The following is a 12,377-nucleotide window of genomic DNA, read 5'->3' as shown; positions in this document are numbered from 1 at the left end:
GTGCCGTTGAAGTCCATGGCCATGATTTCGCCCGTCAGCAAAGGCTTCTCGCGCGTGCCGACTTCCTCCGCCTTCTCCAGCACGATACGGGTGTCGCTGACCCAGTAGTAATCGGCGGGCACTTCGAAGGCTTTCAGGCGCACCGTACTTTCCAGCTTGAGGTCGGGCAGGCTGTAGAAGGTAACCATGGGGACGAGCCGCTTGCCGACCGGCGTGCGGACTGTGACGGCCAGATGTTTGCCTTCGGGCGACATGCGCGGATTGTAGAACTGGTCCAGGGAAGCAAAGCTGGCGGCCGGCACGAGAGGAGGGGCGCCAGGCGCAGTTTGGGCGGCGCAGGGCAGAGCGGCGGCCAGGCAGGCTGCCAGGACGGCTAAACGCATGCAAATTCTCCTGAAATGTTATTGCACAAAATGCTAGCATGTGAAGTAATATTTCTCAATTGCAATATTTGGTGAGAATTTGCAGCCGTGTCATAATCGCGCGTTACCCCAGCCCCTGTCCTATGAACGAATCCCTTTCGCTGTTTGGCCTGGCGACGACTACGCCGCTGGAGATCCTGTCTTTTGCGCTGTCGGTTGCGACGGTGTGGCTGAATATCCGCCAGAACCACTGGGCGTGGCTGTTCGCGATCCTGTCGTCGGCAATGTACGGCGTGGTGTTCTTCGAGTCGAAACTGTATGGCGATATGGCGCTGCAGCTGGTGTTCATCACCGTGTCGTTCTGGGGCTGGTATCAGTGGCTGCATGGCCCGGGCGAGGATCACACGCTGCCGGTGAGCGTGCTGGATGCGCGCAGCCGCATCGCTTCGGGCCTGGCCTGGGCGGGCGGTTATCTGTTCCTGGCCTGGTTCCTGAAGTCCTTCACCGACACCGACGTGCCGCATGCGGACGGCTTCCTGACCGCCGGCAGCCTGGTTGGCCAGGCCCTCCTGTCGCGCAAGAAGATCGAGAACTGGCATGTGTGGATCATCGTGGATGTGCTCTACGTGGCGCTCTACATCCACAAGGGCCTGATGCTGACGGCCGTGCTGTACGGGATGTTCGTGCTGATGGCCATGGCCGGCCTGCGTGCCTGGCAGCGCTCGTCATACGATGATGCGCAGGCGATGGTGCTGAAATGAGGACGCCTTTCCGTGTTGCCCTGGTGGGCAGCCCGGCGTCCGGCAAGACCACGCTGGCGCAGGCGCTGGCGAAGGAGTACGGCGCGCTGTGGGTGCCCGAGTACTTGCGGGAGTTCGTCGACCAGCAACAGCGCGTGCCTGTCGAAGAGGACCAGATCCACATAGCGACCACGCAGGCTGCGCGCGAGGACGCAATTGCCGCACAGGGCGGGCGCTTCCTGTTCTGCGACACCACGCCGCTGATGACGGCCGTGTACAGCCGCCACTACTTTGGACGCTTGCAGGATGATCTCGCCACGTTGCTAGCGTCGCGCCAATACGACATTACCCTGGTCTGCGACCACGATATTCCATGGATTCCTGATGGTTTGCATCGCGAACCTGAGGATGTAGGCGGTATTATTCACGAGATCCTGCATGAGGAACTGGCGGCGCGTGCGATCCCTTATTCGCGCATCCACGGTCCGCTCGATGAACGCATAGAACAGGTTAAACAACTGCTTGGAACATAACGCATGAAGAAAACGCTGATCGCGACGCTCGCTGCCTTGCTTCCGCAATTTGCCTGCGCCGAGACCGGCTACTACCTGGTGTCTGTCTACGATGTCGAGGGACAGGCGGCAGTCGACTATAAATACTGGAATGCCCACTTCAAGGACCGCGCCACGCGCGCCGCGCCGGAAATCGGCTTCAGCTACGGCGTCACTTCGCGCTGGTACACGGAATTGAGCGCTAGCTGGTTCCAGATCGGTGGCAAGCAGACGCGCTATACGGGCGTCGAATGGCAGAACGATTTCCTGCTCACGCAAGGCCAGTACAACTGGGACGTGGCGCTGCACACCGTCATCGAGCGCCCGCGCGACCGCGCCGACGGCTATTTCGTGGAGATTGGACCGGTGTTCCAGACGGAGTACTGGCGCACTCAGTTCAACTTCAACGTCTTCTTCCAGCGCGAGTTCGACAACGGCGAGAAGAACGACACGGAACTGGTCTACCAGTGGCAGATCAAGCACCGTTGGAAAAGCTGGCTGCAGCCGGGCTTGCAGGGCTTTGGCGAAGTGGGGAAGTGGAATGAATGGCTGCCGCAAGGCCGTCAATCGCACCGCGCGGGGCCGGCCGTTTTCGGTTACGTCGACGCAGGCCCGCACGGGCATCAGATCAAGTACGAAGCAGCGTATCTGATTGGCCAGAATTCGAACCGGCCGGCGAAGACCTTCTCGATGCGGGTCCAGTATATTTTCTAGGCGACGCACGCACGGCGGATCAAAACGATCCGCCCTACGCACCGTCGATGAGTTGGCCCCGCAGGGGCTGTAGGGCGGATCATTGATCCGCCGTGTGTGATCAGAAGTCGACTTGCGCCGAAAGCCGGAACGTCCGCGGCGCCCCCGGGAACAGATACCCCCCCAGATCCGGCGTCACATCACGCCAGTAAAACTTATCCAGCGCATTGCGCACCTGCGCGCGCACCACAAGCGGCATGCCGCCCACCTTGGTGGCGTAGGAACCGCCCAGATTCAGCACATGATACTTCGGCACAAAGGTCGTGTTCATCGCGTCGAAAGCCTTCTTGCCCGCGAACTGCCAGTCTGCATCCAGCTTCAGGCCAGGCACTTCAGCCACGGCGTAATCCGCGAATACGGAAGAACGGAAGGCCGGCACATTGGTCACGCGTTTGCCATCGTAGAAGTCCTGTCCGGTGCCGCTTTGCTCGGTGTGCAGCGCGGCTACGGAGGCGCCAACGTTCAGCTGCCTCGTCACCTTGCCCTGTGCCGACAGTTCCAGTCCGCGATGGCGCTCCTGGCCATTGCGCACGAAGGTGTTGGAGGTGTCGATATACTCCAGGCCCTGCTCGATCTGGAACAGCGCAGCGGTGGCGCTGATGCCGCCGATAACGGTCTTCACGCCCACTTCCACCTGTTTGGACTTGCCCGGCTCCAGCGCGCGGTTCTGGTTGGTGGTCTCGATCGGCGCCACACCGCCGTGCTGCAGGCCCTGCGAGTACGAAGCGTAGGCCGACAGGTCGGCGCGCGGGCTGTACACCAGCGCCACGTTCGGCAGCCAGAAGTTGTGGCTCGACGGCTCGACGCCCACTTCATCGCGCTTCACTTGCACATAGCGCGCGCCGGCATGCAGGGCCAGGTCGTTGGTCAGGCCAACGATATCCTGCAGGTAGACGGCACGTTCGGTGTCATGGCGGCGCACGGAAACAGGACCGCTGGTGCCTGGCACGGGGGCGACCACGAGAGGATGGTAGATATTCGAAACGCCGGCCCAGTCATACTGGTAATCGCCCCAGCTTTCCTTGTTGCGGAAGAAGGACAGGCCGCCCGTCACCTCATGGCGAATGGCGCCGGTCGCGAACTTGCCGTGGATCTGCGCGCGCGCCGAGAAAGGCTTCTTCTCTTCGCCCAGACTCTTGTAATCGTAGACGTCGTAGTCGCCATTGGCGCAGAAGCCTGGCCACAGCTCTTCGCTGCTGCAGCCGTAAGGGAAGGCGGTGTAGTCATCGCGCTTGAAGATGTGCTGGTTGGCCGACACCGTCGCCTGCCAGTCCGGCGAGAACTGGTACTTGAAGGTGGCGCCGAAGTTGCTGGACTCGGTCTTCACCGGCTTGGCCCAGGGCTGGTCGTTCAGCAGCACGTCGGCATCGACATCAGGCAGCTTGAAGCCGCTGATCAGCTGATAGCCGGGCGCGGTGAGCTGGGACTTGTTCTGGTAATCGGCATCGATCTGCAGCAGCGCCTGTGGCGTGATCTGCCAGTCGAAGGCGCCGGAGATGAAGGAGCGGTGGCCGTCCGCCCCCTTGACGTAGGAGCGCAGGCGCTCGCCGGCTGCATTGATGCGGTAGCCGAAGCGGCGGTCTTCGAAGCGGCCGCCCAGGTCCAGGGCGCCGTACAGCGTGCCGCGCTCGCTCACTTCGAACAGCGCGGAGCGCAGCGTGTTCTCGGTCGGACGCTTGGTCACGTAGTTGACGATGCCGCCCGGCGCGGACACGCCCATCTGCAGGCCGGACAGGCCCTTCAGCACTTCGATGCTTTCCTTGTTCTCCAGCGGGATCTGGGTGTCGCCCGAAATCGCGTGGCCGTCCTTGCGGTAGGAGCTGGCGTTATCCAGCTTGAAGCCGCGGATCGAGAATTGCTCGGCGTAGCCGACGGCATTGTAGGCGTCGCCGATGCTGGCGTCGTACTTCGATGCGTCGGTGGTGCTGCGGATTTGCAGATCCTGCATCTGCTCGCGCGTGATCACGCTGACGGAGGCTGGAGTCTGGATCAGCGGCGCGTCGGAAAAGCCCGCCACGGAGGAGCGTTCGGCGATGGCGCGGTTGGCGGTGATGACCACTTCGGTCATCTTCGTTTCAGTGGTCTGTGCGTTCGCAAGCTGCGCGGCAGCCAGCGCGATGGCGGTCAGGGCGGTGCGGGATTGATTCATGTTGTGCTCTTATGGTTCTTGACGACCAACTCGGGAGCACTCAAAGGAGGGGTTCAGACAACTTTGCGCTTTCCTTCGCTGGCATTATCCAGATCAGGTACGGAGGGTATTTCTCACCCGGGCAAAGCCCAGGACCCCTAGCGATGGCGGATTCTATCACACCAATGGGGTCAGGCACGAAATGGAACATGAGCCCGCTTCCCGAAGCGGGCTCATGTTCCATTTCGTGCCTGACCCCAAAGCGTTTAAAGGCTGAGTTGAAGTGCAGCGCGTGCGACGGATGGCGTCACGTCCCGGTGCTCGCCAAGCTTGACGAGGCCGCCAGCCTCCAGGGCCGAGGCCACAGCGTCAATGGCGGAGGCGTCGAGCTGGTAGGAGGAAAGCTGCGTAGGCACGCCCATCTGTTCAAAGAAGGCGCGCGTGCGCTCGATGGCCGCGTCAATCCGCGCATCCTCCGACCCCTCGCGCAGGCCCCAGACCCGCTCGGCATACTGCAGCAGCTTGCCGCGCTTGGCCTCGCGCTTGACGGACAGGATGCCCGGCAGCACAACGGCCAGCGTCTGCGCATGATCCAGGCCATACAAAGCCGTCAGCTCGTGCCCGATCATGTGGGTGGACCAGTCCTGCGGCACGCCCACGCCGATCAGGCCGTTCAGCGCCATGGTGGCTGTCCACATGATGTTGGCGCGCACGGACAAGTCTTCCGGCGCAGCCAGCACGCGCGGACCCTGTTCGATCAGCGTCAGCAGCAGGCCTTCGGCGAAGCGGTCCTGCACCGGCGCGTCGGCCGGATAGGTCATGTACTGCTCCATCACGTGCACGAAAGCGTCGACCACGCCGTTGCCGACCTGGCGCAGGGGCAGGGTGAAGGTCTTGGACGGATCCAGCACGGAGAACTGCGGATACACGTGCGGGCTGGCGAAAGCGCGCTTTTCGCGGGTGGCGGCGCGGGTGATCACGCTGGCGCTGTTCATCTCGGAACCGGTGGCCGGCAGCGTCAGCACGGCGCCGAAGGGCAGGGCGCCCTGGACGACCTTGCCGCCCTTGGCCAGGATATCCCACGGTTCGCCATCGAAAACGGCGGCCGCGGCCACGAACTTGCTGCCATCGATGACGGAACCGCCGCCCACGGCCACCAGGAAATCGATTTTCTCGGATTTGACCAGCTCCACAGCCCGCATCAGCGTTTCATAATGCGGATTGGGTTCGATGCCGCCGAATTCGACCACGAAATGGCCGGCCAGTGCGGCCTTGACTTCGTCGTAAGTGCCATTAGCCTTGATACTGCCACCGCCAAACAGCATCAGCACACGGGCGGTGGGTGGAATATGGTTCGCCACGGAGGCGATCTGGCCCGCGCCGAAGAGGATGCGGGTCGGATTCAGGTATTCAAAATTGTTCATGCAGGGGATTATACGTTCCGTGCGACACCCTTGCCGGCGACCGGCTACACTTGAGAAATCCGCGCCGCAGGCAGACAATGCGTGTACCCGCATGCCTAAGGAGACTGGAATGACGCAGGAACACGTTGTCGAACCGCGCGACTATCTGAACGCCCAGGTGCTGGACATGCACCGTGCGCTCACCTCGCTCAGCGAAAAGATAGAAATGCTGGATTTGCAAAACCAGCGCATCGAAGTCTGCACGGACCGGAGCTGAAGCTGGTCATGGCCAGCCAACGGGACGGCACGCGCAAGCATATTGCGATGCTGCTGGAGTGGGTACGCCGCCGTGATCCAAAACTAGACAAGGAAATGAAGGAAGCGCTGTTCAAGGCGGGTCCCATCGCTGCGCAGTTCCACTACGATTAGTAGGCGGAACGGTGTGGCGCGCACTGAAAGGATGTGAATGAAGTTGCAGCCGTACCGGGAAGGAAGCTGGTTTGCCATTCCCTTAAAAAACGGCGGTTACGCCACCGGACTGGTGGCGCGCCTGTCGCCGCAGGGCAAGGTCATGCTGGCCTACCTGTTTGGCCCCACGCACTGGACGCTGCCGACCCTGGCCGACGTCCAGGAGCTGAAGCCGGCTGATGCGCTCAAGGTTATCCGCACCGGCGATGTGGCCGTGGCGAACGGGCGCTGGCCGGTGATCGGCAATATGGTGAACTACCGGCGCGAGGACTGGCCCGTGCCCATGTTCATCCGACGAGCCGACGCGCTGAAGCGCGCCTGGCAGGCTACGTATGCGGACGATCCGGCCAAGCCGGAACGCGAGGTGTCCGTGCCCTATGAAACCCAGGGCCTGGAGAGCGATTCTTTGTACGGCTACGGTTCGACCGAGCTGCTGATGACTAAACTTCTGGAGTAGGCATCATGTACAGGGGCGGCTGTTTGTGTGGGGCGGTGCGCTATGAAGCGGAGGGCCCGGCCTTCCACAGCACCTTGTGTCATTGTTCCATGTGCCGCCGCGCGGCCGGCGCGCCCGCCGTGGCCTGGTTCAGCGTGCGGCGCTCGGGGGTGCGGTTTGCAGGCACGCCGGTGTCATATGCGTCGAGCCCGGGCATCACGCGCCAATTCTGCCCGCAATGCGGCACCCAGCTGACCTTTGCGGACGCGCGCACGCCGGAGGAAATCGATATCACCACCGCTACGCTGGATGATCCGGAACAGCTGCCGCCGGAGGATCATACGTTTTCCGAGAATCGCCTGCATTGGATGCATCTGGGGGACCAGCTGCCGCGCTATCTGCGCACGCGTGGCGACGGGGCGCTTGAAAGCGCTTAGAAACCACCCCGAAAGCTGGTGGCAGCCACGATGTGGCAGACACCAGGTCCCTGTCGCGGGTCATTGGGATTTGGGCGACTAGATGGGCGTAGGGCGGATCATTGATCCGCCGCCTGCGTGCAGGCCCCCGGCGCGTGCCATAAGAAGGATGCGTTCGCGGTCATTCTGCGTCAGCCGCGCCGCCCGCTCGAATTCAGCCTGCGCCTCCCCAAAGCGCCGCAGCTTATACAGGAAATCCCCGCGCACGCTGGGCAGCAGGTGGTAATTCTTCAGCGCCGGTTCATCCATCAGCGCATCGACCAGCTCCAACCCCGCCGCCGGCCCGAAGGCCATCGACACCGCCACTGCGCGATTCAACTCCACCACCGGCGAAGGCTGCAGCCCCGCCAGCGCCTCGTATAAAGCCGCGATCTGCTGCCAGTCCGTCTGCCCGGCCGTGCGGGCCCGCGCATGGCAAGCCGCGATGGCCGCCTGCAGCGCATACGGACCCAACCCCCGCCCCAGTTTCGCCGCGCGTTCCAGCGCCGTGAAGCCGCGGCGGATCAGCAACTGGTCCCAGCGCGAGCGGTCCTGGTCCAGCAGCAGCACCGGATTGCCTTGTGCATCCGTGCGAGCGCGGGCGCGGGAGGACTCGGATTTCCATCAGCGCCACCAGCCCGTGGACTTCCGGCTCGCCGGGCGCCAGCTCGGCCAGGATGCGTCCCAGGCGCAGCGCTTCCTCACACAGGGCCGGGCGCATCCAGTCCGCGCCCGCGCTGGCCGAATAGCCCTCGTTGTAGATCAGGTAGATCACCTGCAGCACGGCGGACAGCCGCTCCACCAGCTCCTGTCCGCGCGGTACTTCGAACGGCACCTGGGCCTCGCTCAGCGACCGCTTGGCGCGCACGATGCGCTGGGCGACAGTCGGCTCGGCCACGAAGAAGGCGCGCGCGATTTCGTCCGTGGTGAGCCGCCCAGCAGGCGTAGGGTAAGCGCCACGCGCGCTTCCATCGACAGCACCGGGTGGCAGGAAATGAAGATCAGGCGCAGCAGGTCGTCGCCGATATTGTCGTCGAGCGTGCGTTCCAGGTTGGGCGCCGCGTCTTCCAGCAGTCCTTCGATTTCGTAGGTAAGTTCGGCTTCCTTGTCCTGCTCCAGCTTCTTGTGGCGCAGGAAGTCCAGGGCCTTGTTCTTGGCGGCCGTCATCAGCCAGGCCGCGGGACGGTCCGGGGTCGTTTTCAGGCCAGGTTTCGAGCGCGCTGACGAGGGCTTCCTGGGCCATTTCCTCGGCCAGGCCCACATCACGCAGCATGCGCGTGAGCACCGCGATGATCTTGGCTGACTCGATGCGCCAGACAGCCTCGATCGCGCGGTGGGTGGCGTCCGCCTTCACAGCGCGACTTTGCGCAGTTCGACTTCCATGGTGCCCACATTGGGGTAGGGATAGGCCTTGACCCAGGCGATGGCATCATCCAGCGAGGCGACGTCGATCAGCCAGTAGCCGGCAATCAGTTCCTTCACTTCGGCGAAGGGGCCGTCCACCACCAGCGGCTTGCCGGCGCTGAACTTCACGCGCGAACCCTTGGCGGTGGACTTCAGGCCTTCGCCCGAGATCGCGGTGCCGGCCTGGATGGCGGCGCGGTTGGCGCGGTTCATGATGTCGATGATTTCGGCGGGGGGCGCGAAATCGGCTTCGTTCACTTCATCGGAACGCAGCAGGATGGCGTAGCCGGTCTTCTGCGGCGCGGCGCCCGTATCGAAGCCTACGCAGCCGCCGGGGCAGCCCGCCTCGCGCACTTCCAGCACGGCTTCGCCTTCGGCATCGGCGCCCGGCCATTTGCTCACCAGCGCCTCGGCGGCGCGGCGGTCCGGCGCTTCGACCATCATGAAGCCGGCGACGGCGACATCGTCGAAGGGGCCTTCGCTGAAGCTCCACTCGCCGTCGCTGCGCTTCATGCGCACGGCGCCGGCACTATGCTCCAGCCACTTCCCGTTCGGCACGGCTGCTTTCAGTTCCGCGGACGGGAAGTCTGCCGTTTCCGACGTGTGGTCGGCACGGCGCAAGATCATGTATTGCATGGCTTGTCCTTTAAAGAGGCGGGCCTCCCGGCCCGCCAACCATTAATGGCGCTGCTGCTCGGCCGCCTTGGCCATGATGCGTTGTTCCTGCTCGCGCAGTTCAGGCGTGAACTCGGCGCCGAAATCCTCGGCCTCGAAGACCTGGCGGATTTCGATGTCGCTGTCGCTCTCCATCGGATTGGGGCAGCGCTTGACCCACTCGATGGCTTCTTCCAGAGACTTTACCTGAATCAGCCAGAAGCCCGCAATCAGCTCCTTGGTTTCGGAGAAGGGACCGTCGACGATGGTGCGCTTGGTGCCCGAGAAGTGGACACGCACACCGCGCGAGGAAGGATGCAGCCCTTCGCCCGCCAGCAGCACGCCGGCGTTGACCAGCTCCTCGTTGTACTTGCCCATCGCCGTCAGGAGTTCGGTGCTGGGCATCTTGCCTGCCTCGGATTCGGGGCTGGCCTTCACGATGATCATGAATCGCATGGCAGGCTCCTTTATTGTCCGCAGCCCGGGGTCTGCTTCATCATTTCTTCCTGCATCTGCTCAGGCGTCATATCGCGCTTGTGCGTAGCCAGCGACCAGCTGTGGCCGAACGGATCGATGACCTGGCCGTAGCGGTCGCCCCAGAACATGTCCGCAGGCGGCATCTTGGCGGTGGCGCCGGCATCGACTGCCTGCTTGAAGGCGGCGTCCACGTCGTTCACATACAGGTGCAGGGTCACCGGCGTGCCCTTCAGGTGCTTGGGACCGAAGCCTCCCCACTCAGGGAAGTCGTCCACCAGCATCAGGTTTGAGTCGCCGATCTTCAGCATCGCGTGCATGATCTTGCCGCCCGGGCCCGGCATGCGGCCTCCCTCGACGGCGTTGAAGGCTTTCTTGTAGAACTCGATCGCTTCCGCTGCGCCTTCGCAGATGATGTGCGGGGTCAGGGTGTGCATGCCTTCTGGAATTGGTTTCACGCTCATGGTTAATCTCCGTTGTGTTGAGGAAATTGGACGCCCTCGTTTTTGCGGCTTCCATATCCCACGACGGGTGGGCGAATGCCAGATCGACAGGGTTTGCAAAAATATTTTTGCGACGCGGCGGGATGGTTGTACGATGACTGGCATGATTAAAACCGAGACCAAAAACAGGTGTCTGCCACGATGTGGCAGACACCAGCTTTATGCCGTGGGTTTTGTGCTTGCCGCCGGCACTTCCGCGGCGTCCGGCATCCGTGCCGAGGCGTATGGCGTAACCCCAGCAGGCGCCCCCCGTCGAGCGCGTAACGCTGAGCAACGACCGCGGCATGCAGCTCTCCTATATCGACTACGGCGCCATCCTGGTCGCCGCCACGGTCGCCGACCGTCACGGCAAGCGCGCGAACATTGTCCTGGGTGCGCCCGATCTGGCGGCGTATATGCGTTCGAATCGCCGCTATGGCGCGGTGATGGGGCGCTACGCGGGCCGCATCGGCAACGCGCGCTTCACGCTGGACGGCAAGGAGTACACGCTCACGCCGAACCGCAACGGCCTCGCCATCCACGGCGATCCGGATGGCTTCGACCGGCGTGTGTGGGCGCGCACCGATTTTGCGGACCGCGAGTCCGTGGGCTCAACGTACCGCCTGGTCAGCCCGGATGGCGACCAGGGCATGCCGGGGCGGCTGGAGTTATCCGTGACCTATCGCCTGATGCGCAAGCGGGACGAGTTCCGCATCGAGTACGTCGCGCGCTCCGATGCGGCGACGGTGCTGAATGTGACGAATCACGCCTACTTCAACCTGGCAGGGGCGGGCAGCAGCGGACTCGCCTCGCATCGCTTCCAGATCGATGCGGACCGCTATGTGGCGGCCGACGGCAAGAAGGTGCCGACCGGCGGTTTGCCGGACGTAGCGGGGACGGCGCTCGATTTTCGCCGGGCGGCCAGTGTGGCGGGGCGGCTCGAAGGCGGCTACGACCACGGCTTCGTGTTCAGCAAGCCTGCCGGCGCGCTGGCGCGCGTGGCGGTGATCGACGAACTGGAAAGCGGGCGGCGGATGGAGGTCAGCACCACCGAGCCGTCGGCGCAGCTCTATACCGCCAACGGCTTCGATGGCAGCGAGATGGGCGCCGAGGGCAGGGCGTATGAACGCTACGACGGCTTTGCCTTCGAAACCCAGCACCTCGCCGACAGCCCGAACAAGCCGCAATTCCCCACCACGGTGCTGCGCCCGGGCGAGGAATTCCGGTCGGTGACGGTGTTCAGCTTCAGTCGTACATCGGACCGGCGGTGACGAAGGGCCCGCCCTGGAAGATCGAAGTCTGATCGTCCGGGGCAGGGCGTTCGGCGCTGTCCGGGAAGCGGCCGGCAAATTCGCTGGAGCTGAGCTTGGGCTTGTAGCCGAGGTGGGAAGCCTTGCGGTTGTCCACCAGCGCGTGGCATTGTCCGAAGTGCCAAAGGTGATGGTGTGGCCGACGCGCGGCGTAAACAGTGCGCAGCGCAACAGTTCCACCAGGTCGTCGTAGGCAAGGTAGGTGGTCATCATGCGCTGGTTGCGCGGCTCGGGGAAGGAGGAGCCGATGCGCAGGCAGACCGTTTCGATGCCGAAGCGGTCGTAGTAATAGCGCGACAGGGCTTCGCCGGAAGCATTTGCTCACGCCGTAGAAGCCGTCAGGGCGCAGAGGCATGTCCGCATCGACCAGCTGCGTGGTCGGGTAGAAGCCCACGGTGTGGCTGGAGCTGGCGTACACCACGCGCTTTACGCCGGCCTTATATACGGCTTCATACAGGTGGTGCAGGCCGAGGATATTGGCCTGCATGATGGGCTCGAACTTGTCTTCCACCGAGATGCCGCCGAAGTGCAGCACGGCCTCCACCCCTGCATCATCGACATCACCGCCTCGCGGTTGGACAGGTTGCACTGGACGATCTCCTCGCCCTCGGCAGCTGCGCCCATGTCCGCAATGTCGTTCAGGCGAACCACGTCCGCCCAAGGCTTGATGCGTTCGCGCAGGACTTTGCCAAGGCCGCCGGCGGCTCCGGTCAGCAGCAATCGTTTGAAGGGTTTGCTCATGTGGTTTTTCCGTGAT

The 12,377-nt window shown here is 63.4% G+C and carries 11 protein-coding genes, 3 pseudogenes and 1 riboswitch; of the genes and pseudogenes, 7 read left to right on the top strand and 7 right to left on the bottom strand.

Annotated features, from left to right (window positions below):
* The first annotated feature begins 505 nt into the window (after positions 1 to 505).
* The 3 genes from pnuC to ACHMW6_RS23105 are packed head-to-tail and all read left to right on the top strand — an operon-like array spanning position 506 to position 2,367.
* Entirely contained in the window at positions 506 to 1,123 is a 618-nt protein-coding gene (pnuC, locus tag ACHMW6_RS23115) for a nicotinamide riboside transporter PnuC (RefSeq protein WP_395400248.1), read from the top strand.
* Positions 1,120 to 1,635, top strand: coding sequence for an AAA family ATPase (locus ACHMW6_RS23110; RefSeq protein WP_395400246.1), 516 nt, complete (start codon positions 1,120 to 1,122; stop codon positions 1,633 to 1,635). The genes pnuC and ACHMW6_RS23110 overlap by 4 nt, the downstream gene beginning before the upstream one ends.
* Before the next feature lie 3 nt (positions 1,636 to 1,638).
* The gene (locus ACHMW6_RS23105) at positions 1,639 to 2,367 is read left to right on the top strand and encodes a hypothetical protein (RefSeq protein WP_395400244.1); all 729 of its coding nucleotides are present in this window, start codon (positions 1,639 to 1,641) and stop codon (positions 2,365 to 2,367) included.
* Positions 2,368 to 2,467: 100 nt separating this feature from the next.
* Here the strand turns inward: ACHMW6_RS23105 and ACHMW6_RS23100 are convergent, their stop codons facing one another.
* Positions 2,468 to 4,555, bottom strand: a complete 2,088-nt coding sequence (locus tag ACHMW6_RS23100; RefSeq protein ID WP_395400242.1) for a TonB-dependent siderophore receptor — start codon at positions 4,553 to 4,555, stop codon at positions 2,468 to 2,470.
* Positions 4,556 to 4,608: 53 nt separating this feature from the next.
* A riboswitch (TPP riboswitch) is annotated at positions 4,609 to 4,704 on the bottom strand.
* Between the two features lie 96 nt (positions 4,705 to 4,800).
* The gene (locus ACHMW6_RS23095) at positions 4,801 to 5,958 is read right to left on the bottom strand and encodes an iron-containing alcohol dehydrogenase (RefSeq protein ID WP_395400240.1); all 1,158 of its coding nucleotides are present in this window, start codon (positions 5,956 to 5,958) and stop codon (positions 4,801 to 4,803) included.
* Between ACHMW6_RS23095 and ACHMW6_RS23090 the strand changes: the two are divergent.
* The 3 genes and pseudogenes from ACHMW6_RS23090 to ACHMW6_RS23080 all read left to right on the top strand — a co-directional run bounded on the left by ACHMW6_RS23090 (position 5,924) and on the right by ACHMW6_RS23080 (position 7,278).
* Positions 5,924 to 6,366: pseudogene (locus ACHMW6_RS23090) on the top strand (hypothetical protein). The gene ACHMW6_RS23095 and the pseudogene ACHMW6_RS23090 sit on opposite strands and share 35 nt — an antisense overlap.
* A gap of 37 nt (positions 6,367 to 6,403) precedes the next feature.
* Entirely contained in the window at positions 6,404 to 6,862 is a 459-nt protein-coding gene (locus ACHMW6_RS23085; RefSeq protein ID WP_395400238.1) for an immunity 26/phosphotriesterase HocA family protein, read from the top strand.
* 5 nt (positions 6,863 to 6,867) lie between these two features.
* Entirely contained in the window at positions 6,868 to 7,278 is a 411-nt protein-coding gene (locus ACHMW6_RS23080) for a GFA family protein (RefSeq protein WP_395400236.1), read from the top strand.
* 78 nt (positions 7,279 to 7,356) lie between these two features.
* Here the strand turns inward: ACHMW6_RS23080 and ACHMW6_RS23075 are convergent.
* The 4 genes and pseudogenes from ACHMW6_RS23075 to ACHMW6_RS23060 all read right to left on the bottom strand — a co-directional run bounded on the left by ACHMW6_RS23075 (position 7,357) and on the right by ACHMW6_RS23060 (position 10,292).
* Positions 7,357 to 8,650 (bottom strand): annotated as a pseudogene (locus ACHMW6_RS23075) (RNA polymerase sigma factor).
* Entirely contained in the window at positions 8,647 to 9,336 is a 690-nt protein-coding gene (locus tag ACHMW6_RS23070) for a YciI family protein (protein WP_395400234.1), read from the bottom strand. Before ACHMW6_RS23070 ends, ACHMW6_RS23075 begins: the two are co-directional and overlap by 4 nt.
* A 42-nt stretch (positions 9,337 to 9,378) precedes the next feature.
* Positions 9,379 to 9,810 carry a YciI family protein gene (locus tag ACHMW6_RS23065; RefSeq protein ID WP_395400232.1) on the bottom strand — a complete coding sequence of 144 codons (432 nt, stop codon included), beginning with the start codon at positions 9,808 to 9,810 and terminating at the stop codon, positions 9,379 to 9,381.
* 11 nt (positions 9,811 to 9,821) lie between these two features.
* Positions 9,822 to 10,292 carry a VOC family protein gene (locus ACHMW6_RS23060; RefSeq protein ID WP_395400230.1) on the bottom strand — a complete coding sequence of 157 codons (471 nt, stop codon included), beginning with the start codon at positions 10,290 to 10,292 and terminating at the stop codon, positions 9,822 to 9,824.
* Between the two features lie 305 nt (positions 10,293 to 10,597).
* On the opposite strand from ACHMW6_RS23060, the gene ACHMW6_RS23055 reads away from it, so the two are divergent.
* A complete protein-coding gene (locus ACHMW6_RS23055) occupies positions 10,598 to 11,581 on the top strand; it encodes an aldose epimerase family protein (protein ID WP_395408692.1) in 984 nt (327 codons plus the stop codon).
* On the opposite strand, the pseudogene ACHMW6_RS23050 reads toward ACHMW6_RS23055, so the two are convergent.
* Positions 11,556 to 12,361 (bottom strand): annotated as a pseudogene (locus ACHMW6_RS23050) (NAD-dependent epimerase/dehydratase family protein). The gene ACHMW6_RS23055 and the pseudogene ACHMW6_RS23050 sit on opposite strands and share 26 nt — an antisense overlap.
* Between the last annotated feature and the right edge of the window lie 16 nt (positions 12,362 to 12,377).

Source organism: Pseudoduganella sp. UC29_106, from assembly GCF_044055365.1.
Taxonomy (GTDB): Bacteria; Pseudomonadota; Gammaproteobacteria; order Burkholderiales; family Burkholderiaceae_D; genus Rugamonas.
The sequence above is the reverse complement of the archived record's forward strand: the minus strand, read 5'-3'. Positions and strand labels throughout refer to the sequence as shown.

Coding starts and splice junctions, on each gene's coding strand:
- ACHMW6_RS23105 (WP_395400244.1), top strand. CDS start 1,639: ATGAAGAAAACGCTGATCGCGACGCTCGCTGCCTTGCTTCCGCAATTT.
- ACHMW6_RS23060 (WP_395400230.1), bottom strand. CDS start 10,292: ATGAGCGTGAAACCAATTCCAGAAGGCATGCACACCCTGACCCCGCAC.
- ACHMW6_RS23100 (WP_395400242.1), bottom strand. CDS start 4,555: ATGAATCAATCCCGCACCGCCCTGACCGCCATCGCGCTGGCTGCCGCG.
- ACHMW6_RS23070 (WP_395400234.1), bottom strand. CDS start 9,336: ATGCAATACATGATCTTGCGCCGTGCCGACCACACGTCGGAAACGGCA.
- ACHMW6_RS23095 (WP_395400240.1), bottom strand. CDS start 5,958: ATGAACAATTTTGAATACCTGAATCCGACCCGCATCCTCTTCGGCGCG.
- pnuC (WP_395400248.1), top strand. CDS start 506: ATGAACGAATCCCTTTCGCTGTTTGGCCTGGCGACGACTACGCCGCTG.
- ACHMW6_RS23110 (WP_395400246.1), top strand. CDS start 1,120: ATGAGGACGCCTTTCCGTGTTGCCCTGGTGGGCAGCCCGGCGTCCGGC.
- ACHMW6_RS23065 (WP_395400232.1), bottom strand. CDS start 9,810: ATGCGATTCATGATCATCGTGAAGGCCAGCCCCGAATCCGAGGCAGGC.
- ACHMW6_RS23080 (WP_395400236.1), top strand. CDS start 6,868: ATGTACAGGGGCGGCTGTTTGTGTGGGGCGGTGCGCTATGAAGCGGAG.
- ACHMW6_RS23085 (WP_395400238.1), top strand. CDS start 6,404: ATGAAGTTGCAGCCGTACCGGGAAGGAAGCTGGTTTGCCATTCCCTTA.